Here is a 20,485-nt window from a genome sequence, read left to right as displayed (position 1 = left end):
GAGCACCTCATTCCTTCTTCTTTCTTATCAAGTTTTTAAAAAATTTAAGTCATCTGGTCAAAGTGCTCATTCTCTAGATTGTAAGCAAATTGCGGTTCAGCTATGTACGATGTTTTTACTTCATCTAGTATTTTTTCCTCACGTATTTCATATGTCGTTAATAAGCGTGCTGCTTTATCCAGACGTCTTTCCATCGTATCACGTGTCACATCCACAACAATCTGACTATAATTTGTTAAAGTAATAATCGATTGATTACCTTTAGGTACAATACTGCGCACATGCTTATACGAAATCCAACTATTTTCTGGTTTGGCTGGTGAACATGTTGGCACCATGCACGTCTTGTACTTTTCACTAATCATAACTGGTAAGAGTTTTTGTCCTATTAAAATACCACCTGCTGATTGCAGTCTCCCTTGAAGAGCTCCTCCAAAGTAATCGATACTTCTCGCAACAATTGTTGATGGGCTTTCCTTCACTTCAATTTCCTTATATACTTCTAGGATTTGGCTGCATAACACTCCGGTATCATTATAGAAAGGCATAACGCACATTGTATTTTCATGGATAATGTATGGAGATTCTTCATTGACTGGCAGCATATAATAATGTCTCATTATGAAATAGCTCCTTTAATTGATTTTAAATAGAGTTGCAATCATACTCAACATAGTAAAATACACTTAACCATCGTTACCCATTTTTTTGACATCTCTAATTCCTTTAATGGTAAAGTTTACGAGATTCCTCCTCAGATGGATCAACTTCCTTTACGACAATGTTTATTTCAGGAGAGACTTCAATGATTATATTAATCTCGTTAATTGGATATTCTTGCTCGTTTTTAAGATAAATAAAAATCCGGACCACTCCTTTTTTATAATGTTTGCTTTAATTATTATTTGGAATTTTTTGGATTAAAATTGTTTCTTCACCTCCATTTTCACATTTCTGTCGAAAACTAAGATGTGGTAGGGAATTAGAGGATAATTGCATGTAAGTTGTCGAATCGAAGTAGGGTAACATAATGCTTATTATACAGGGTTAACTAGGTAATTTGTGGTACTTTACAAAACCTTATCATTCTTGATAGAGAAAATTTACATTTATAGGGATATTTTCGAAATAGTAACAATTAATTAATATTTAAACATTTATCCAACTCACTAACTATAGCATTGATAGGTCTTCGGGTTGAATTTGACATATGGTAGAGATTTTACTACTTTCGTGATTCAGTCAATTTTCAGATAGGATCCACATCCTCTGCTATAGAAAAAAGCTGTGCAAAAGCCTAAATCAGCTCTTACACAGCATTATATAAAAAATCACTTCAATTTAAACGTACTAATATCTTCCTTAATTCTTGTCATGCTTTCCATTAACTCTTCAACAACTTTTAAGTTTTCAACTAAATTATTGGCTAATTCGTCTGTTACTTCAGTTGTAATGATTGTTTTATCTTGAATTTCTTGTGAGTCTGTACTAATTAAATCGACAGCTTTAACAATCTCTTCGGTGCTTAACATTTGGTCGGTAATTTGCGACATTAAGTTCGAAATATACGCTGAACTATGCTCAGTCGACTCTTTCATTCTGTTAATAATGTCAGTAAATTGACCTGCGATTTGTTCAGTATCATGAACATGTGATGTAACCTCTTTGTTCGCATCCTGTACTTGATTAATTTTTCCATTAATGTTGTTAATGATTTCACTAATTTTCTGTGTTTCAAGGCTTGTTGCCGTCGAAAGCTTCTTCACTTCATCTGCTACAACCGCAAAGCCCTTACCTTCTTCACCAGCTCTAGCAGCTTCAATTGCTGCATTTAAAGAAAGTAAATTCGTTTGACTTGCAAAGTTTTGGATAGAAACGAGTACTTCCTCGATAGATTTAGAAAACTCAATGAGTTCACTAATTTCAACACTTGAACGGTCAACACTTTTTGAAATCCCCTCGATATTGCCATTTAATGTGTCAATAAATTTAACGCCCTCTTGAACACTTGCTAATGATTGTTCAGACGTTTTCTTCGACTCATTAATCCCATTGACAGATTCTCTATTCGTTTCAAGAATTTCATGTAGACTAGCTAATGATTCCTCTGTATTTGCACTTTGATTCGTTACACTATTTTCGATTAAACGAAAATGCTCTTGTAACTGCAGGATACCATCTTTATTATTATCACCGTTAACAACACCTTGAATCACACGATAAACCGCCTGATTCTTCTCATTCACTTCAAGAGTTAAACCTTGAATTTTTTGTAAAATACCACTAATTTGGTCGATAAATTGATTTAGATATGTTGAGAAAAGTGAAAACTCATCTTTTGACGTAATTTTTGCACGCTTCGTTAAGTCGCCTTTCCCCATATCTACTAAAATATCTTTAAATTGGTCTAAATTTTTCTGTACACTTCTTGAAATCAATAGGACAATAGCTGCCACAATCGCAATGGCAACAATACTTAAGATGATAATTGTTAGTCGTAAGCTAGTTGCAGCAGATCCCATATCATCATTAATGCCAGCGTGGATATCGCTAATGACTTTGCGCATATCATTAACTAGATTTGTATTTTCATTGACCAATTGGACGAGAGATGTATCAATTGGTTTCATCTCTTCGACAATTTTCATTTTTTCATCCATTAAATTAATGGCCGTCGTCGGTGTTTCTTCACTACCAAATGCAGTTCCAAAATTAGTTTTCATTTCGTTCATTTTTGCACTAATTTCATCGTAAAAGCTAGAAACCTCTTCTTCCTTACCTTCAACGACAGCTCGGTTATATTCATTAAACAATTGATCTAACCCGCTTGTTGCTCCTCCAAAGTCATAGCGGCTATCTAAAGCAACCCCTAAAGACATTTGCCTAGTATGAATATCCGTATCAAAGAATATGTCAAACGAGACCTTATTATATTCGGTTAAATCAATGTCTGCTGTAGTTATTGATAGAGCAATCTCTTCCCAAGAAGCATTAGCTGCCGTGAAATTGGTACCAATTTTAAAAGCCGGCTTGCCTTTAAAGTTCGTAAATTCTACACCATTCAATGCCGAACCGTAGCTATTGTTAACAGCTTGTTCAGAAACCTTCTCAAAATCTATGACTGTATTCGTTGAATCATTGGTTAATTGAACATTCGTTACATAAGCAGTTCCTTTATATTCAACTGAATCTCCGCCAATACGCACTTGCATGTTATCCCGATCCCCTTTATCTGGGATCGTATTTGTGTACGTATATTTGTTATAGGTCTTTCCATCTACATTTTCAGTACCTTGTATTAAAGAATTTGTATTAAGCATCGGGATATCAACCCAGACGGAAATTTCATTTAGTAATGCCAATTGTTCTTGAATTTTGTTACCGTTATCTAGCAATTTTTGGTTAATACCTGTTGACGGGTCAAAACCACGTTCATTTGTAAGTTTAAGGATATCTGCCATATTTACTTTATTTTGTTCCAGCAGTTTCTCTAATTCATTCCATTTTTTTGTATATTTTAATGTAGGATTATTCTTTTCAATAATGGAAAAAGCTTCCTCTGTATTAGAAGACAACTCTTCTAAATACTTACTATCCTTCGACGAAACATATAAAACATTCAACGTTTCATTTTGTTCTGCCAAGCGGTTCACTTGATTCATATGATTAGTCATCTCATACTTTTCATTGTTACCATCCATCATAATGAGTGACATACCGCCGATAAGCAATACAATGGCGAGACAGACTGCACCAAGTAACATCAGCTTAGCTTTCAAAGAGTGGAAAATCGCTTTATTAAATTGAAACTTGAATTTTGATGCTTTTTTTCTAGTCCTTTTCTTCATGCTAATATCTCCTCTATATTTTTTTGTATCTCTATGTTTCTTCAAAAGTAAAGGTTGTCCTCTGCAATGTTGATTTGAATAAGCTACAAAGGTGTTTAAAAATGTGGCTAGTCATACTCTTTCTGCTATGTTATGTACATACAAAGGAGAAAAAATATCACACTTATAATTTGTTTTATTAACCACCGTTAGTTTAACCACTAAACAAACTCAACATCAAGCATAACCATATACGATCGTCTAGTACTTTTAACCTATAACTCCCCTAAATTTTAGCACCATTTCCAACAAAAGTCGACAAAAATTTCATTAGAAAATTTTTGCACAAGTATTAATTTCCTATTTACTCTTAAGTTCTAACCCTTATTTATTTGTTGGATGACTTTTGACATGAAGTTATAGTAATATTTTAATAGTTCATTTCACTTATTTTCATACAAAATTTATTAAAGAGGTGACGATTATGAAGAAAATGAATCTATTAACTTTTCTTGCTATTATTTTTCTTTTAACTGCTTGTTCATCATCCGATAGCAGCAATGCTGCGGGTGCTATTAAAACAATGTACAAAGCCGCTCTCAATCATGATGTCGAAACATTCACGCGAATGGTTTCTGATGATGTTATGGATTATTACAATCCTGAGGATTCGATGGAAGACTTACGTGAGACAATCAATGAAGCAGGTGGATTGGCTGAGTTGAAAGTGTTGGAGATTAGTAAGGATAAGTTAAACGAAGAAATGGTAAAGAGCTTTTCCGAAGAGTTTCAGAACAATTGGCACTTTGTCGTTCAGGACATTAATCAAGATGAATTTTTGTGCTGGATTTTAGTTAAAGGTGATAGGTATTATCAAGTTATCTATGTTGAAGATTTAAGTCAGGATGAGTTTTTGAAAGAAAGTAAGAAATAATCAAGATGACTGGTGCACACATTATTGTACACCAGTCTGTTTTAGGCCTTTTTTCCTGTTCACTATATGACAAGAAATGGTACTGTCTAATTTGAAATGAAATAATCTACCAAATACTGAGCCCATAATTGGTGGCCCTTGTCATTTGGAAGGCTATCCTCAGTAATGTACTCTAGCATTTTGCTATCCTCTGTTTCAGGCCATGCTTCCCAGTGATTCAAGTAGGTGATGTTTTCTTCCTCAGCAAATTCTTTTATTTCTTCAACTTGATTAGGATAATTAATTCCTTTATGTACTGGATTTGCCGGTTGTAATAGAACCGAGACACCTTCATTGCTTGCCTTCCATGCATCCACCATCTTGCTGATACTATCAAAGCGATTTTTCATGGCAATTTTACCTGTATTATCTTTTAGTGTGAACGGTTCAAAAAGGACAATATCAGGTTTCAGTTCTGATACTTTTTCATATTCTTTTGAACGGATGACATCTAATGACGTTTTATCGCTTAAAGAAATTGTAGTTGTGTTAATGATATTTTCTCCATATGCTGCTGTCAGCTGTTGAGTCAATAGGTCTGGCCACGCCCCCTTTTCTTGTGATGTACTGTCTGAGCCGAAAATGACAAGTTGGAGCGGCTTTTCTGCTGATTGAGCTTCGATGAACATGTCTTGAATTTCTTTAGGGAGATTTTTTGTATAGTTCGTTATATCCGTTTCTCCTGTTTTCGTATCTTTTGCATCGTTCTGTTCAGTTTGAGCTGTTTCTTCCGGTTTCTCTTCCACCTGCTCCTTTGCCATTACCGCTTCCTTATGCTCTTTGGCTGCTTCAGCTTTTGCAGCTAGCTTTTGCTTCCAATGGAAATTCCCAGCTACGATGGAGCCGATACATACAAGGATAATGAAAATAGAAAACCACTTCTTCATAGTTGATAGCCTCCGATTCTATGATTCTGATATTGCAAGTCTAGCAGCAGTCTCCTGACTTGTTTTTAGGAGCGCATACTAGCGATGATAGATATGGTCATAGGACTCGCCATCTATACTACCGTTATCAGGATACACACGTCCGAATACTATTATATAGGTGATTTTCCATTTATTTCATGGTACTTTGTGCACAAATATTGCATGTTTCTCTTTTGTTACCTTTGGCTTAAAATGAGACAAAAGATGGGGACAGTCCCCCAGCGCTTTAAAGCGGCGGGGGACTGTCCCCAGTTTCGTTATTTCACAGCACCTTCTGATATTCCTTTAATAATGTATTTCTGCAGGAACATGTAGACGACAATAATCGGGATGATTGCAATGACAAGGGCTGCTAGGGCCAGGTGCCATTGTTTTGAATATTCGCCAAAGAAGTAGAACATTTTCAATGGGATTGTGTACATCCCTTCTTTGTTAATAACAAGCGAAGGAAGCAAGTAGTCGTTCCAGAACCAGATTGCGTTTAGGACGATAACTGTCACAGTTGTCGATTTCAGCATCGGCATGATAATATGCCAATAGACTTGGAATCGATTACAACCATCAATTATTGCTGCTTCATCCAACGCGATTGGAATCCCCCGTAATGCACCGAAGTAGAGAAATACCGCAAGACTTAAGCCTAATCCTAAATACATCGTCATCAGCCCACCGCGGTTCAACATGTCAACAGACCCAAATATCGATACTAGTGGAATCATAATCGATTGGAATGGAATCAGCATGCAAATCGCAAAAATAAAGTATATGATTGAACTCGTTTTCCCGCTTTTTCTCGATAACGCGTATGCCGCCATGGATGTAAACAGACAAATAAGGATAATGCTACAAACCGTGATAAACAATGAGTTAAAAAAGCTTCTAACAAAATCTAATGCGATAAAAGCCTCTGAATAATTCGCCAACGTCGGTTCTGACGGAAGACCGAGGGTGTTCACGAAAATTTCTGCTTTCGTTTTAAACGAATTGACGACGACTAAGTAGAACGGATAAAACCAGAACGCCGAAAGTAAAAACCCTAGCACGATAAGACCTATAGCTCTGCTATGCTTCGTCTTTTTCATCATAAATCAATCTCCCTTTTCCGAGTCAAATAGAGCTGAATGACTGAAATGATTGTAATGATAAGCAAAAAGATTATCGCCTTCGCCTGTGCATAGCCCATGTCCTGAATTTTAAAGGCAGTATCATAAATATTCATCGTCGCCATTTGTGTTGAGTTAAACGGACCACCGGCAGTTAACGCCATGTTTTGGTCGTACACTTTAAAGGCATTTGATAGTGATAAAAATAAACTAACTGTAAACGCTGGAGCGAGCAACGGAAACTTAATTCGCCAAAAACGCTGCCACGTACTCGCGCCATCTATCGTAGCTGCTTCCACAAGCTCATCAGGGATATTATTTAAAAATGAAATATAAATAATCATAATGTAACCACTCATTTGCCAAATAAACAAAATGACTAAGCCCCAAAAGCCAGTTTCCGTGTTGGATAGCCAGCCTTTAAAAAAGTCCAACCCGGTTACTGCCGCAACCCCCTCAAACGCCTTTAGAAATATAAATTGCCAGATGAACCCAAGAATGATGCCTCCGATTAGGTTTGGCATGAAAAATACCGTCCGAAAAATCGTATTCACTCTTCCCATTTTTTGCGTGACAAATAGAGCAAGCAAAAGTCCAATCACATTAATTCCTATCACAGACGCAATTGAAAACCCACCCGTAAACATAAGGCTGTATAAAAACTGTTCATCTTTAAATATGTTGAGATAATTTTCAAACCCAACAAATTCATTCACTTGAAACCCGTTATATTCAGTTAACGAGTAGTACACACCTTGGATGAATGGGAGAACTAATACGACGAATAATGCGAGCAGGCATGGTGCTAAGAAAATCCAGTATGTAACATTTCTCATTTTCATTTCATTCACACCCTTCGAAAGGAAGGGCAGTACTTTTAACAGTGAACTGCCCATTTTAGAAATCTATCATTCTTCTAAACTAGTACACGAGGTCAATTTTTACCTAACGCATTTCCGTGAACTTCGAACTGCTCGTTTCTAAAAACGCTTCCCAGTCAATGTCTCCATTTAAATATTTTTGGTACTCAGGGAACATCGCTGTTTGAGAAAATCCATTCGGATATTGATTATGTGCCCAGACTCTTGACTTTCCATCTACGAGCATTTGATATACTTCCTTCGAAACAGGGTCTTGAATACTGTCTGCCTCATAGCCTTCGTGTGCAGGTATATATTTAAAATCGCCAACGATTTGTTCTTTCCCGTAATCAGATGTGTACATCCAATCGATGAAATCCTTTGAAGCTTCGACGACCTTCTCATCCTTTTCTTTATTAATGCCCCAGAACCATGAAGGGCCTGCACTAATATAGCCTTGGTCATCACTATCAACAAATAGCGGCAGGATTCCGAGCTTATTTTTTGTAAACTCTGGATCCAAGCTATCAAGTGTTGGGACAATCCAGTTTCCTTGATGAATGATGGCGACTTTATTATTCGTAAACAGCTCTTCAACAGATGTACTGTAATCTAGAGATAAAATTGGCTGCACATTGTATTGATTGATTAAATCCGTATATTCCTTAAAGCGATCACCGTATTTAAAGGTTAGTTCTGTAGACTCGTATGCTTTGTTCAAGTCATTATCAAACTCTGGTGCCGAAAAGTGATTTGAAAACTGACTCACGACCCAATCCTCTTTGCCACTAAATCCAAATACAGCTTCTAGCCCTAATTCATCTTTCTTACTATCAATTGTTTCTACTGCTTTTACAAAATCATCATAGCTTTCAATTGTGCTTGGATCGATACCCGCTGAGTTAAAGATTTCTTTATTAATCATCCAGCCGAAGCCTTCGATATTTAACGGAATCCCGTATGGTTTGTTATCGACTGTTGCCCCTTGTAGAGTGCCTTCAATCGCTGTTTTTGCAGATTCCATATCGGAAACATCTAATAAGTATTTTTGATATTTTTCAACATCAGATAAGCCGCCTAGTAAAAAGATGGCCGGCTCTTCATTTGATGAAAACTTCGCCTGTAATGCAGATGCTGCATCTTGGCCGCCGCCAACAGTTGTTAAGTTTATGGAAACGTTTTCATTATTATTTTCATATTCATCGATCATTGCCTGCAGTTGATCCTTTGTTTCGACTTTAATGTTAAATACATCGATGACAAGCTTGCCATCACTTTTACCACCACTACCGTTAGAAGAACAACCGACTAGTAAGCCAATGACGAATAGAACAGCTACTAACCCCTTTAAAGAATGTACTTTCATAGCTCCATACCCCCTGTTATTTTATATAGATGGTGATAAAGACGTGTCGCACACCTTACCTTCATCACCATCTACGTTAACGACAAGCTACAAAGTTAGTTCAAGTTTTTGCGTTCCAGAAAGCTTAATTTTCACACCCTTTTCACTTTGTTCAACCACACCAGCTGTTGTTGCGGAAATGTTTTCAACCCCACTTAAAAGTACTGTGTAGTCAGCATCTTCCATGTTTACCTCCATTGAAATAGTGCTGCCATTTTTAACTGCTTTTATTTCCCCTTTGACCGTTCCATTAATATCTGTCACGAAAGCAGTTGCTTCTTTTCCATCAACAAGCTGATAGATTTCAAATGTTACGTTCTCAGCAAAGTCATAATCAGGTCGTGTCTCATCCTGACCGATTGCCAAAATTGAATTTTCCCTTACGAATAAAGGTAGGCTCATATAGTCATAGTTTTCCTTCATCCACGTACCACCTTCAACAACCTCTTTCGTGAGGTAATGTGTCCATTTTCCGTGCGGTAAGTAGCAGGAACCAATCCCATCTTCATTCATAATTGGTGCCACAAGCAGGTTTCCGCCTAACATGTATTGGCGATCAAGTACGTGTGAATTCGGATCTTGAGCAAATTCCAACACCATTGGACGCATCACTGGGACACCGGTACGGTTATTTTCAACAGACACACTGTAAAGGTAAGGCATTAAACGATTTTTCAGCTTTGAAAAATGCTTCGTCACTTCAACTGCTTCTTCGTCAAATAACCATGGCACACGATAAGATGAGCTACCGTGGAGACGACTATGACTTGATAACAGTCCGAATGCTAACCAACGTTTGAATACATCTGGACTCGCTGTATTTTCGAAGCCACCGATATCATGACTCCAATATCCAAAGCCTGATAATGAGAGGGACAGTCCCCCACGTAAGCTTTCTGCCATTGATTCGTAGGTTGCATTACAATCTCCGCCCCAATGAACAGGGAATTGCTGGCCACCAACGGCTGCAGAGCGGGCAAACACAACTGCTTCCTGCTTTCCTCGTTCTTCCTCTAATAATTCGAAAACTACTTTATTATATTGATAAGCATAATAGTTATGCATACGATTTGGGTCAGACCCGTCAAAATAGACAACATCTGTTGGGATTCTTTCACCGAAGTCCGTTTTAAAACTATCAACACCCATATCTAGTAATGCCTTTAATTTTGAACGGTACCAATCACAAGCACCTGGATTTGTGAAATCAACGATGCCCATACCTGCCTGCCATAAATCCCACTGCCATACGTCTCCGTTTGCTTTTTTCAATAAAAAGCCTTGCTCTGCTGCTTCATCAAATAGTTTTGATTTTTCGGCTATGTATGGATTAATCCATACGCAAATTTTTAGACCTTTTTCTTTTAGACGCTTTAACATCGCTTCTGGTTCTGGGAATGCATCTTTATCCCACTCAAAATTACACCATTCAAACTCCTTCATCCAAAAGCAATCGAAGTGGAAAACACTTAACGGAATATCACGCTCTGCCATGCCGTCGACGAAATGGTTGACTGTTTCTTCGTTGTAATCTGTTGTGAATGACGTTGTGAGCCATAAGCCGTACGACCATGCTGGTGGCAATGCTGGTTTGCCTGTTAACTCTGTGTAATTTGTTAATACATCTTTTAGATTTGAGCCACCGACGATGTAATACTCTAATTGTTCTCCTTCAACACTGAATTGCGTTTTCGATACCGCTTCTGAGCCGACTTCAAAGCTTACGTTTTCTGGATGATTTACTAACACGCCGTAGCCAAGATTGCTCATATAAAATGGAATATTTTTATACGATTGCTCTGAACTCGTACCCCCGTCCTCATTCCAGACGTCAACAATTTGGCCATTTTTCACGAATGGTGTAAAGCGCTCACCAAGACCATAGATGTTTTCGCCAACACCGAGATTTAGTTGGCCACGCATATAGCTTTCTTTTTGTGGTCCTTTAATCCAGGCAACACCCTTTTGATCGATATTCGTTATCTTTTTTCCTGCTTGGTAAAATGTGATGTTAAATGGTTTATGTTCGATAACGACCTTGATATCACCGCTTTGGAAGCTTGTGCTCTCTTCTTTTCGTTCTGCTTGCAACGACACTGCGCCTGTTTTCACATCAAAATCAGGTGTTTTCTTTCTACCGCCTTTATGGTGCCAAGCCTTCACTTTAATCACATTTTCCATTGGTGATGATAATTCAAGTGTCAATGATGGTAAATTTAATGTGTCACCACGATGTTGAATATCTTTACATGGTGCATATAATGTTACTTTTTCATCAATAACGGCTACATCCCGAACGATGCGTGGATGCTGGATATCAAAGCCCTCTTTCGTTAGCCAAAATCCATCGGTAAATTTCATGTAAAACACTCCCTTTTTGTATTCGCTTTCAATTCCTTTGTTTAATATTATATTGATAAAAACAAATCAATTCTTGCACAATCTCAACATAAAATTGTACAATTCTGATATATCAAGGAGGTCGGTTTGGTGAATAAATATTTACTGCTTGAGGACCGAATTCATGGAGATTCGATGTTTCCATTCATATCGTATATGGTCGATTATTTAGATGGTCAGGTGATTTTCAATATGCACCTACACCCTGAGCTAGAGTTTATTTATATTGAGGAAGGCTCTATTAATCTCCAAATTGGTACGAATGAGATTCGCTTAGATGAAGGAGATGGCTGTTTTTTACCTAGTGAACATTTACATGGGGCATCCCCTGTTGGCGATGTACCGTTTAAGCTTCATGCTGTCGTTTTTCGAATTGATTTGTTGCGTAGCTTTGGTTATGACTTAATTGAAAACAATTACGTAAAATTGCTTAATCGAATTTATCAGCCAATCTATATATCTCGTCATGAGGATGTTGAGATGCTAGAGATTCTTCGGAACGTTATTCGTACATATGAAGGGAAGGATGCTGGGTTTGAGTTAAAAATAAAAGGGTATTTATTTCTATTATTTGCGGAGCTTTTGAATAAGCAGGAAGTGAATGTACATGATACGATTACGGAAAAGGATATGACAAAAACTGAGTTATTAAAGCAGGTCCTCTACTATATCGATGAAAATTATAAACATAAGCTAACAGTACTGGACCTTGCATCTGTGGTGCAAATGAGTGAAGGCCACTTCAGCCGTTTTTTCAAATCGTACATGCGGATGACCCCGATGGAATACATCAACACAATCCGAATTAACAAAGCCTGTGCCCTCCTCAAAACAACCGACCGCAAACTCCTCGACATCGTCATGGACGTCGGCTTCCAAAACCAAAGCTACTTCATCCGCCTCTTCAAAAAACAAAAAGGCTGCACCCCGAAAGAATGGAAACGCGGGTGAAAGCGGGAAGCAGGGGGACGGTTCTTTTGCTTCTTTTTGCGGGGAAAAGCACGGGGACGGTTCTGCTGCTTCTTTTTGTGGGGGAGTGCGGGGCGGTTGAATCTGCTTTGTTTTTTTGTGGATTGTGTAAGGAAGCGGGGGAACCGTCCCTCTGCTTCCTTTTTGGGTGAAGCTCTTCAGGAAGCGGAGGAACCGTCCCCCTGCTTCCTTTTTGGGTGATGCTCTTCAGGAAGCGGAGGAACCGTCCCCTGCTTCCCTCCGCTTCCTGAAACTTTTTCCAGCTTGATTCGTTATTATTACAGATACTTATTGTGAGGAGGAATTTGATGCAACTTGTTCATTTGCGAGGTTTGGCTGTTAATATTGGTAGTGTGACTGAGGAGTATCTGATTGAGATTGAGGATTTCCGTGAGGAGTCAGGTGTTGCTTTCTTTTGTTGGCGTCATAAGAAGGATGAGGATTTAACGATTATTGTTGAGGTTGACCTAGACGGAAATTTATTGCACCTATATGATAGCAAACAGGAGGAGCAAACCGCTCATGCTCATCTTTCTGAGGACAAGCTAAAAGATTTAGCCCTTTCGTTTGTAAATAAACATTACCCTGAAGCTACTACTCTGTTTCAATTTGAGAAGTGGGAATCATTAAAAAGCGGTTCCTATCGGCTTACATATTCACAGCAGGAACTCGGTATAACCCTTCCATTTACTGGCTTCCACTTGACCATTTCACCTAGTGGAATGATTACAGATTTTCGTTATGATGGTGAAGCAGTGAAAGTCAAAATGCCGGAATCCATCATCCCTGCAACGACCCTAAACGAAAAACTCAACCATGACGTAAAAGCTGACCTCCAAATTATTAAGAATAGTAAAGATTTATATATAAACGGAGATGACTGCTATAGGCTTGTATATAACCTTGAAATCAAACACAATGAATACACAGCAGAAGGCTATCCGATACATAATGATTACGACCCGGAAGAAGAAAATCTGGCAGAGACAGAAAAAACCGAAAATCTTCTTCAGCCTAAGCGTTCAAGCGATATATACACATTAATAGGCTTTGATAAGACTAAGTTTACAAAAATTAGAGAGCAAGATCTTGGGGATGAAATCGCTACTGTATGGAGAGAAAATAATGTGAACATAGAAGCTAATCTTAACAATTTCTCAATGGAGGCTTTTTTCTCACGGAGGAACGATGGAACGATTAAAATGAAACATCATCGTAAAACTGGTTTACTTACTGGTGTCTACTCCTTTTTAGAAAGAAGTGGTCCACATCAACTTAGTTATGACGAAGGTCGAATTCGTGCTGACCAACTTCTTTTTCATCTAAACCCTGATGCTAATAAGTTTTTCCGCTTTGTCGTTCAAGAGGTAGAATACGAGGATAGTCAAACTCATTACCATTATGAATATCGGCTATATATAGATGATTTCCCAGTAACCTTTGGTACAGCTAGAATAAGCGTCAATCGGACAACAGGCACAATTGACCACTTTATGGCACCTGACATCGACTTGTGTGACATTAAGGACATCAAGACAAAGCCGACGATTACAAAAGCTGATGCCATTAATATATATAAAAAACATCTTACACTAAATCTAGAATGGACACAGGAGTATGAAGATAATCACCCAGCCTTCTATCAATTAAACTATAAGACTAAATTCATAACAGAACTTGGAGAAGGTGCTTATATTGATGCACATACAGGTGAAATAATTGTGAAAAATTATTAGGCTACAGGCTCTACAGTTAAAAGCCTAATTATAAAAAGAACGGAGCCTCTCTAATGAATAAAAAAACATTCATCCTCTATCAAATTGGTTTATTTTTTGTACTATTGCTCGTAAATGTCTTGGCTGATCCGTATATCGGTCATCCTTTTTCCTTTGTGGATTTAGTTGCTATATGTATTGTTTTCGCAATTTTTATACTAGTAGGGAGTTTCATAGGTAGGTTATATAGGGTATTACAAGCGAAAATTAGTACAAAAATTATTCTCTCTATTACTGCTTTCCTTTTAGCAGTTTGTTTATTAATGTTAATCGAAATTATCTGGTATAATTTAACAGATAGTGTGTTGTTTGGATAATATTGTAAAAACGCTAGAATCTAGAAGTCTAGTGTTTTTACCTTTAATTAACGTGAGATAAATTCCTTTTCGAGTGTGATTTTATCTATTGAGACCTTTCCAGTAACACCTTGTACCGTGACTTCACCCCATTCAGGATGTTGAGACACATACGTTAAGTCAAATATTTTCTGCCAGCTAGCTTGAATCTCTTCTGTAGAGATCCCCTCGACGTCCTCCATTCCCTCAATGTTACAATAGGCATTATCTATGACGAAATGCCATGCTTGGAAATCTGAGAGAAGTACATTTGCATCATCCAGCTCAAGTTTTAATAAAACTCCACGTTCACCTTTTTCTAAATGCCCACTTTTTCGTAAGTCTGGTCTTTGTTCCCATACCCATACCGGATATTCTCCGTGATAGTTCGGTAGTTTCACTTTCATTTGCTCCATCATCCAATGATAAGAATCAAGAAACTCAGGCCAAATGTACTCGCGAGCACCAACGAGAAAACCTGTTTTATTTACCTTCTGCCATTTCCCAACTGACTGTATCGTCCAATAAATTCCCATCTCTACTCCTCTCGGAAGCGGGGGGACGGTTCTTCTGCTTCCAAAATGAAGCAAAAGAACCGTCCCCTGCTTCCTTCGTTCACTTAAACATACGGTTAATTTGATCTTCGATAAAATTGTTTTCGATTACTTTTAGCTGAATTGATAAATCAATGTACGTCGAGCTAGTTGGCCCAGACTGTTTATATAGCTCTTCTAAACGATTTCGCAACATGTATATTTCAATAAGCTCATTTTTGGTATTATGACTTTGCTGTTCTCCAAGCATTTTGGCCACCTCTACTTACTCGGGATCCATACTATATTCTATTATTTTTACTAAATTGGGGAAGTTCATACCACAATTTGTTGCTTGAAGTGTTTATTCTTGGTTTTTTATGCGGGAAGAAACTTAGAGGTTAGGCTGAAACTGAAATTTTTGGAAAACCTAATGCCTAATCAATGTGTTTGCTAACTAAACAGAAATTGTAGGACATTTCTCCTCCAATTATCATTAAAGGAAGCGGAAGAAGAACGAAATCGCTAGCGATAGCTTTAAAAACATCTTTCTATCAAAAAAAGGCATAAAAAAATGAAAAAGTATCTTTTTCGTGATATTGTTTAATCGCCAAAGAAAACAATAGAAAGAGATACTTTTTCGTATGAACATTATATCACAAAGTGCTTTTCAAAGACACATACATATTAATAATTCGATTCGTGCTCCTCCTGAATTTAGATCTTTTCTAGTACTTAAATTTACTATTCAGGAGGAGATAGAATGGCAGAAGAACTTCCCTCTGCTTCCTCTAAACATCTTCATAGGAAGCAAAAGAAGCAGGAAATTTGATTGAGGATGTCGAATATCTTGATTAAAAAAACTTCCTGCTTACTCAGGCAATCAAAAATTTTGCGATTAGTTATATAAATAGTTTCTACTTATCTTATTTTCAGTTAATATTAAAATTTATTCTCTACTCGCTTAGCAAAACTTCCGATTGCCTATATTAGAACCGTCCCCCTGCTTCCTAAAGTTGTTCTGCGAATTGTTCTAGTTTTTTTGAGAGGTTGTCTAGTTCGTCTATTAGGTTTGCCATTTCTTTCATTGAGTTGGCTTGTTCGTTGCCGACGGAGGCGATTTTGTTGATTGCGTCACCCATTTGTGCGGTTGCCTTTTTTATTTGGCCGGTAATGTCAGATACTTTTTCTGTCGATGTGACAGTTTCTTTTGACAGTCTTCTAATTTCATTGGCTACAATGCCAAAGCCTTTTCCTTTATCACCTGCACGGGCTGCTTCAATTGCTGCGTTTAGCCCAAGTAAGTTTGTTTGGTCGGCTACCCCTTTTATCATTGATAACACGGTATCGGTCTGCTTTACATTTTTCTCCGCATCACCTGATTGCACGAGTAAGTTTTGTGATAACTCTGCAAGTGCTGTTGAACCGTTTGCGACCGAGCTAATTTTTTCATTCGCCTGTGTTAACGAATGTGAGAGCTGTTCAGCAATTGCCCTTAGCTCAGTTTGCCTGCGCAGTTGAATCGCAATTCCACCGATCACCTTGTTTCGGTTATCATAGATAGGCTGTGCTGTGCCAGTGAATTCAAAGCCGTAAAAATCTGCAGGTACATTTGCTTGCAGTCGTTTCTTTTGATGAATCGATGTATACAAAGGTTCTTTCGGATCTATTTTTTGTCCCTTTTTAATCCCAAGATTTATATCCTTCCCTGGAAAGTAAGCAATAAACTGTTCCACATCGCAAATAGCAATTGATAAATCTGCTGGTATTGCCTCTTTTATAATAGGAATAACCCGTATGAGGTCATCTAGTGAATCTATTTTATACGTCATCTGTCATGCTCCGTTTCTATTCTTTTACCTACAACAGTGATAAGTATACTCGAATCGAAACGGATTTTCCATTTACTTGAATCCACGCAGGCTTTTAAGTCTGTTTAACAATCAATTATTTAAAAAATCAAAGAGTAACGGCTTGATCTCACGACGCTTTTCAACAATGAGTTTTGCATACAAAATCCGATAAAAGTACCCTCTAAACGTAGATTTAATTCTACCAAGTTTTTTCGCAAACACAGTTTCCTTAAACGCTTGCACAACAGTATCCATCACGTCATCTAAATCTTTTTTCAACTGCATTTTTTCATAAACGATTTCGACTCGTCTCCATAACTCATAAATGTCTTGAACATTAAAAAATGGTCGTGCAGCCTCAACAAATTCTTTTGAAACAGACTCCGGTAGAAAACTAGTATCTAATTGTTCGAGTGTTGGTTCATCGTTAATTCGTTTAGTATTTATTTTATTCTCACAGAGTGAGCTTTGCTTATTCTCTGTTTTATTAGCTGTGACAGATGGTGTGTCATCATGGGGTGACATCTTATTTTTTAACGTATCAATTTCTGTATATGGTTGAATCACTAGGATGTTAGCCCCTTGCTTGCCATTCATTCTAGCAGTTGAAATCCGTTTTATCAGTCCTTTTTCAACTAAAGTATTTACAGCCCGGATAACAGTTCTGCGGCTGACATTTGCTTCATCCGCTAGATAATCATTGCTTGCAAAAGACACCCCAATAACTTTTGCAGAATGTCTCCAGATCACTTTTAAAACTGCGATAGTCCCTTCAGACAATGCACTTTTATGTTCATATAAAAAACCACGAACTGCCTTGTCCATTTCCTCAATAGTTGCAAATGATTGATATTTTTTAATTGTTTCAAAGTTTAACTTTTCCATCATCTCATTACTCCCTTTCAAAAATATGTTGTCACTTGATATATAGGGAGTTTTGGGCACTAGAGTAGCGGCGATTTTAAAAAAATATTAAAAATTTTTCTATGAACCTTTTTTACACACAATCTATTTATTTTTTATAAAAAAGTTTAAAAACAACGCTACTCTTAACCGTGCTTAATTGTATATAAAGGGTGAAAGGAGGTGAGAGACATGGCAGTTGAAACATTAGTAGAAAGTCAATTGAGCCTCGTCTTTGAAAATGGAGTTGATGAAAACGGCAAGATGAAAACAAAGCGTAAAAACTACAACAATGTGAAGACTTCAGCAACAGCTGACCAAATGCTGCAAGCTGCACAAGCAATTACAAGCTTACAAACAGAGACATTACTTTATGTGGAGCGAAATGACAAAAATCAAATTTCAGAGTAAAAAACGCTAGAGGACTAGGAAAGGAGGGATACACATGGCAAAAACATTAGAGCTTCATTTTATGAACGCTGCTGGAAAAACAGCAAAGGTCAACATTGAATCACCGATTGAACCTGTTGACCAAGCAGCCTTAAACAATGCAATGGACGAAATTCTCACGTCAAACATCTTCATCACAAACGATGGCGACCTTGTAAGCAAAAAAGGCGCAAGAATAATCGACCGCACTGTCACTGAGATTGAATTGTAATAATGGGGGACAGTCCCCATCAATATGCATAGGACTTTGTATGGGGACTGTCCCCACCTAAAAAAAGAGGTGAAAACATGGAACAATGGTTAGCTGTGATAAGCGAGGTAGGATTTCCGATTGTTGTTACGTTATATTTGCTTAATCGGATTGAAAGTAAGCTTGATGCCCTAAACCATTCGATTCAGATGCTGCCAACACAGCTTAAGGTAAGTAGAGAATCATATTGAATACGAAGAGGCAACTCTAGTGGTTGCCTCTTTGTTATGGTTGTTTCGCTTTCTGGTTAAGGATAGGTTCACTACTAGCTTTAAGAAAAATGACCGTCACGACATCTTTGACAGCCTGTAGATATTACTCTAATAATCTCCAAACGCGTTTAGTCCAGCGCTAGTTTCTAAGACTGGTAAAACTCTATAGTAAGTTGATAAAAAAAAGGAAGCAGGAGAACCGTCCCTCCGCTTCCTATGCTGATTCTTCGAGTCGGTCTGGTTTTGAAGCATCAATCATGAGGAAGACGGCTGAAAGTATATGTAAAATCATGCCGACGAATGGAATCCATCCGATACATGATGTGACAATTCCAAGTATACTTCCAGTTGTTGCTCCCCCGTCTTTTTTCGTAAGGACAAGTGTGACGATATGTAGCACTAGCATAATGCCAAGTGGCGCCCATAGAAACCCGATAATAATCCCAGCCCCTATTAACGGAATGCCTAAAACAGCTTCAAAGGCACCAGTAACCCATTTCATAATTCGAGAAACTGACATAACAGTCTTCCTTTCATTTCAAATTGATTAGGGAAACACCTGTAACTATCACAATCCAGTCTAACCCACTCCCTACCCTAAATTCTACCACAGGAAGCAGGGGGACGGTTCTTATAGCGGACAATCGGAAGTTTTGCGTTCAAAAAACCCAACTAGCAGATTTTAGCTAGTTGGGTTTTTTCTGTATTTATGTCATGGACTATCTGCAAAATTTTTGATTGCCAGAGAAGAATGAAGTCGCGTCATGGCCTGTGGGGTTTCAATCTTTGATTTCTCCACATTTTTTGGACTATAGGGTCTTTTATAAGGGGTTGTGACTGTATAAACACAAAATAAACACTGTTTTAGATGCAAGTTCCCCCTCCCCAATAAAGAGGCATTTTCAAATAAGTCTTCAGTTCATATCCCTTAAGGTATTGAATCAGGTGTTTCTTTCAGATGAGATTTATTACATTCTGGACAAAGTGTAATATCTCGTCCTACTAAAAGCGATACTATTTCAGTCGTGCTTAATCCTTTATAAATCGGTTTATACGTAGAACTATTTGTCAATCTTCTGCATAAAGTAAGTTTTGTTTTTTTATTGCGATTCGCCAATAAACCGTAGTGCCTGATTTTGACAAATCCCTTCGGAAGGATATGCATGAGAAACCTTCGAATAAATTCAATACCCTTCATCGTAATAAGCTTTTGTTTATTATGATCACGATAATCTTTTACCCCAATGGTTACGGTATTCTGATTAACAGATACAATTCGGTTATTCGATATTGCGATTCGATGAGTGTAACGACCAAGATATTTTACGACAGCTAAAGGACCTGAAAACGTTCTTTTCGTGTAGCTATACCAATCAATTGAGTAACACTCGTCTAGTAATTTTTGAAAATGTTTCGGATTATCATAATATCTAGTTTCGTTATAAAACGTTAGTTGTTTTTTCTGATAATACTGCTTTAGATAATATAAGAATTTACCACGGAATTTCTTAGACAGTATTTTTACAGGTATAAAGAACTTTTGACTCGTGCTTCTCCAAAGGTTCTGTTTATTAAGACCTCCAGCTAATACAACGGTATGAATGTGTGGGTGAAAATGTAAGTCTTGGCCCCACGTATGCAAAACTGAGAAAAAGCCGATCTGAGCACCAAGAAATTTAGGATCTTGGGATAATTCAGCCAGGGTTTC

At 37.6% G+C, this 20,485-nt stretch carries 20 protein-coding genes; 7 read left to right on the top strand and 13 right to left on the bottom strand.

What is annotated here, in order from left to right:
• Positions 1–44: 44 nt before the first annotated feature.
• Entirely contained in the window at positions 45–620 is a 576-nt protein-coding gene (locus tag J2S19_RS12520) for a competence protein ComK (RefSeq protein WP_307342256.1), read from the bottom strand.
• Between the two features lie 711 nt (positions 621–1,331).
• Complete coding sequence (locus J2S19_RS12515; protein WP_307342254.1) at positions 1,332–3,848, bottom strand: methyl-accepting chemotaxis protein; 2,517 nt, start codon at positions 3,846–3,848, stop codon at positions 1,332–1,334.
• Between the two features lie 463 nt (positions 3,849–4,311).
• On the opposite strand from J2S19_RS12515, the gene J2S19_RS12510 reads away from it, so the two are divergent.
• Positions 4,312–4,761 (top strand): hypothetical protein, encoded by a 450-nt coding sequence (locus J2S19_RS12510; protein ID WP_307342251.1) that lies wholly within the window; start codon positions 4,312–4,314, stop codon positions 4,759–4,761.
• 86 nt (positions 4,762–4,847) lie between these two features.
• Here J2S19_RS12510 and J2S19_RS12505 read toward each other — a convergent pair whose 3' ends face one another.
• From J2S19_RS12505 to yicI, 5 genes are all read right to left on the bottom strand, one after another.
• Entirely contained in the window at positions 4,848–5,687 is an 840-nt protein-coding gene (locus J2S19_RS12505; RefSeq protein WP_307342248.1) for an SGNH/GDSL hydrolase family protein, read from the bottom strand.
• A 299-nt stretch (positions 5,688–5,986) separates the two neighbouring features.
• Positions 5,987–6,811: a carbohydrate ABC transporter permease gene (locus tag J2S19_RS12500; RefSeq protein ID WP_307342547.1), complete on the bottom strand. Its 825-nt coding sequence runs from the start codon at positions 6,809–6,811 to the stop codon at positions 5,987–5,989.
• Positions 6,811–7,674 carry a carbohydrate ABC transporter permease gene (locus J2S19_RS12495; protein ID WP_307342245.1) on the bottom strand — a complete coding sequence of 288 codons (864 nt, stop codon included), beginning with the start codon at positions 7,672–7,674 and terminating at the stop codon, positions 6,811–6,813. Before J2S19_RS12495 ends, J2S19_RS12500 begins: the two co-directional genes overlap by 1 nt.
• Before the next feature lie 103 nt (positions 7,675–7,777).
• On the bottom strand, positions 7,778–9,058 hold the full coding sequence (locus J2S19_RS12490; protein WP_307342242.1) for an ABC transporter substrate-binding protein: 1,281 nt from the start codon (positions 9,056–9,058) through the stop codon (positions 7,778–7,780).
• An 87-nt stretch (positions 9,059–9,145) separates the two neighbouring features.
• Complete coding sequence (gene yicI, locus J2S19_RS12485; protein ID WP_307342240.1) at positions 9,146–11,458, bottom strand: alpha-xylosidase; 2,313 nt, start codon at positions 11,456–11,458, stop codon at positions 9,146–9,148.
• Positions 11,459–11,587: 129 nt separating this feature from the next.
• On the opposite strand from yicI, the gene J2S19_RS12480 reads away from it, so the two are divergent.
• The 3 genes from J2S19_RS12480 (at position 11,588) to J2S19_RS12470 (ending at position 14,558) form a co-directional block, all read left to right on the top strand.
• A complete protein-coding gene (locus tag J2S19_RS12480) occupies positions 11,588–12,448 on the top strand; it encodes a helix-turn-helix transcriptional regulator (protein WP_307342237.1) in 861 nt (286 codons plus the stop codon).
• Positions 12,449–12,774: 326 nt separating this feature from the next.
• The gene (locus tag J2S19_RS12475; RefSeq protein WP_307342235.1) at positions 12,775–14,202 is read left to right on the top strand and encodes a YcdB/YcdC domain-containing protein; all 1,428 of its coding nucleotides are present in this window, start codon (positions 12,775–12,777) and stop codon (positions 14,200–14,202) included.
• A 53-nt stretch (positions 14,203–14,255) separates the two neighbouring features.
• On the top strand, positions 14,256–14,558 hold the full coding sequence (locus J2S19_RS12470; protein ID WP_307342232.1) for a hypothetical protein: 303 nt from the start codon (positions 14,256–14,258) through the stop codon (positions 14,556–14,558).
• Positions 14,559–14,605: 47 nt separating this feature from the next.
• Here J2S19_RS12470 and J2S19_RS12465 read toward each other — a convergent pair whose 3' ends face one another.
• The 4 genes from J2S19_RS12465 to J2S19_RS12450 all read right to left on the bottom strand — a co-directional run bounded on the left by J2S19_RS12465 (position 14,606) and on the right by J2S19_RS12450 (position 17,850).
• Positions 14,606–15,112, bottom strand: coding sequence for a DUF3841 domain-containing protein (locus tag J2S19_RS12465; RefSeq protein WP_307342229.1), 507 nt, complete (start codon positions 15,110–15,112; stop codon positions 14,606–14,608).
• A gap of 79 nt (positions 15,113–15,191) precedes the next feature.
• Entirely contained in the window at positions 15,192–15,380 is a 189-nt protein-coding gene (locus J2S19_RS12460; protein ID WP_307342226.1) for a hypothetical protein, read from the bottom strand.
• Positions 15,381–16,119: 739 nt separating this feature from the next.
• On the bottom strand, positions 16,120–16,941 hold the full coding sequence (locus J2S19_RS12455) for a methyl-accepting chemotaxis protein (protein WP_307342223.1): 822 nt from the start codon (positions 16,939–16,941) through the stop codon (positions 16,120–16,122).
• Between the two features lie 111 nt (positions 16,942–17,052).
• Positions 17,053–17,850 carry a helix-turn-helix domain-containing protein gene (locus tag J2S19_RS12450; protein WP_307342220.1) on the bottom strand — a complete coding sequence of 266 codons (798 nt, stop codon included), beginning with the start codon at positions 17,848–17,850 and terminating at the stop codon, positions 17,053–17,055.
• Positions 17,851–18,057: 207 nt separating this feature from the next.
• Between J2S19_RS12450 and J2S19_RS12445 the strand changes: the two genes are divergently transcribed.
• The 3 genes from J2S19_RS12445 (at position 18,058) to J2S19_RS12435 (ending at position 18,756) form a co-directional block, all read left to right on the top strand.
• Positions 18,058–18,276, top strand: a complete 219-nt coding sequence (locus tag J2S19_RS12445) for a DUF1659 domain-containing protein (protein WP_307342217.1) — start codon at positions 18,058–18,060, stop codon at positions 18,274–18,276.
• A 34-nt stretch (positions 18,277–18,310) separates the two neighbouring features.
• On the top strand, positions 18,311–18,526 hold the full coding sequence (locus tag J2S19_RS12440) for a DUF2922 domain-containing protein (RefSeq protein WP_307342215.1): 216 nt from the start codon (positions 18,311–18,313) through the stop codon (positions 18,524–18,526).
• Positions 18,527–18,603: 77 nt separating this feature from the next.
• Positions 18,604–18,756, top strand: coding sequence for a YvrJ family protein (locus J2S19_RS12435; RefSeq protein ID WP_307342212.1), 153 nt, complete (start codon positions 18,604–18,606; stop codon positions 18,754–18,756).
• A gap of 235 nt (positions 18,757–18,991) precedes the next feature.
• On the opposite strand, the gene J2S19_RS12430 is transcribed toward J2S19_RS12435, so the two are convergent.
• Both J2S19_RS12430 and J2S19_RS12425 read right to left on the bottom strand, forming a co-directional pair.
• Complete coding sequence (locus tag J2S19_RS12430) at positions 18,992–19,297, bottom strand: hypothetical protein (protein WP_307342209.1); 306 nt, start codon at positions 19,295–19,297, stop codon at positions 18,992–18,994.
• A gap of 408 nt (positions 19,298–19,705) precedes the next feature.
• On the bottom strand, positions 19,706–20,485 hold a 780-nt coding region (locus J2S19_RS12425; protein WP_307342206.1), incomplete at its 5' end, for an IS91 family transposase.

It is taken from the genome of Metabacillus malikii, assembly GCF_030813355.1.
Taxonomy (GTDB): domain Bacteria; phylum Bacillota; class Bacilli; order Bacillales; family Bacillaceae; genus Metabacillus; species Metabacillus malikii.
This window is presented reverse-complemented; position numbering and strand designations above follow the sequence as displayed.

What these genes read in the sequence shown, in the direction of transcription:
- J2S19_RS12520 (WP_307342256.1), bottom strand. Translation starts at nt 620, where the DNA reads ATGAGACATTATTATATGCTGCCAGTCAATGAAGAATCTCCATACATT.
- J2S19_RS12470 (WP_307342232.1), top strand. Translation starts at nt 14,256, where the DNA reads ATGAATAAAAAAACATTCATCCTCTATCAAATTGGTTTATTTTTTGTA.
- J2S19_RS12445 (WP_307342217.1), top strand. Translation starts at nt 18,058, where the DNA reads ATGGCAGTTGAAACATTAGTAGAAAGTCAATTGAGCCTCGTCTTTGAA.
- J2S19_RS12490 (WP_307342242.1), bottom strand. Translation starts at nt 9,058, where the DNA reads ATGAAAGTACATTCTTTAAAGGGGTTAGTAGCTGTTCTATTCGTCATT.
- J2S19_RS12460 (WP_307342226.1), bottom strand. Translation starts at nt 15,380, where the DNA reads ATGCTTGGAGAACAGCAAAGTCATAATACCAAAAATGAGCTTATTGAA.
- J2S19_RS12515 (WP_307342254.1), bottom strand. Translation starts at nt 3,848, where the DNA reads ATGAAGAAAAGGACTAGAAAAAAAGCATCAAAATTCAAGTTTCAATTT.
- J2S19_RS12495 (WP_307342245.1), bottom strand. Translation starts at nt 7,674, where the DNA reads ATGAAAATGAGAAATGTTACATACTGGATTTTCTTAGCACCATGCCTG.
- J2S19_RS12450 (WP_307342220.1), bottom strand. Translation starts at nt 17,850, where the DNA reads ATGATGGAAAAGTTAAACTTTGAAACAATTAAAAAATATCAATCATTT.
- J2S19_RS12440 (WP_307342215.1), top strand. Translation starts at nt 18,311, where the DNA reads ATGGCAAAAACATTAGAGCTTCATTTTATGAACGCTGCTGGAAAAACA.
- J2S19_RS12430 (WP_307342209.1), bottom strand. Translation starts at nt 19,297, where the DNA reads ATGTCAGTTTCTCGAATTATGAAATGGGTTACTGGTGCCTTTGAAGCT.
- J2S19_RS12455 (WP_307342223.1), bottom strand. Translation starts at nt 16,941, where the DNA reads ATGACGTATAAAATAGATTCACTAGATGACCTCATACGGGTTATTCCT.
- J2S19_RS12465 (WP_307342229.1), bottom strand. Translation starts at nt 15,112, where the DNA reads ATGGGAATTTATTGGACGATACAGTCAGTTGGGAAATGGCAGAAGGTA.
- J2S19_RS12475 (WP_307342235.1), top strand. Translation starts at nt 12,775, where the DNA reads ATGCAACTTGTTCATTTGCGAGGTTTGGCTGTTAATATTGGTAGTGTG.
- J2S19_RS12435 (WP_307342212.1), top strand. Translation starts at nt 18,604, where the DNA reads ATGGAACAATGGTTAGCTGTGATAAGCGAGGTAGGATTTCCGATTGTT.
- J2S19_RS12505 (WP_307342248.1), bottom strand. Translation starts at nt 5,687, where the DNA reads ATGAAGAAGTGGTTTTCTATTTTCATTATCCTTGTATGTATCGGCTCC.
- J2S19_RS12500 (WP_307342547.1), bottom strand. Translation starts at nt 6,811, where the DNA reads ATGAAAAAGACGAAGCATAGCAGAGCTATAGGTCTTATCGTGCTAGGG.
- yicI (WP_307342240.1), bottom strand. Translation starts at nt 11,458, where the DNA reads ATGAAATTTACCGATGGATTTTGGCTAACGAAAGAGGGCTTTGATATC.
- J2S19_RS12510 (WP_307342251.1), top strand. Translation starts at nt 4,312, where the DNA reads ATGAAGAAAATGAATCTATTAACTTTTCTTGCTATTATTTTTCTTTTA.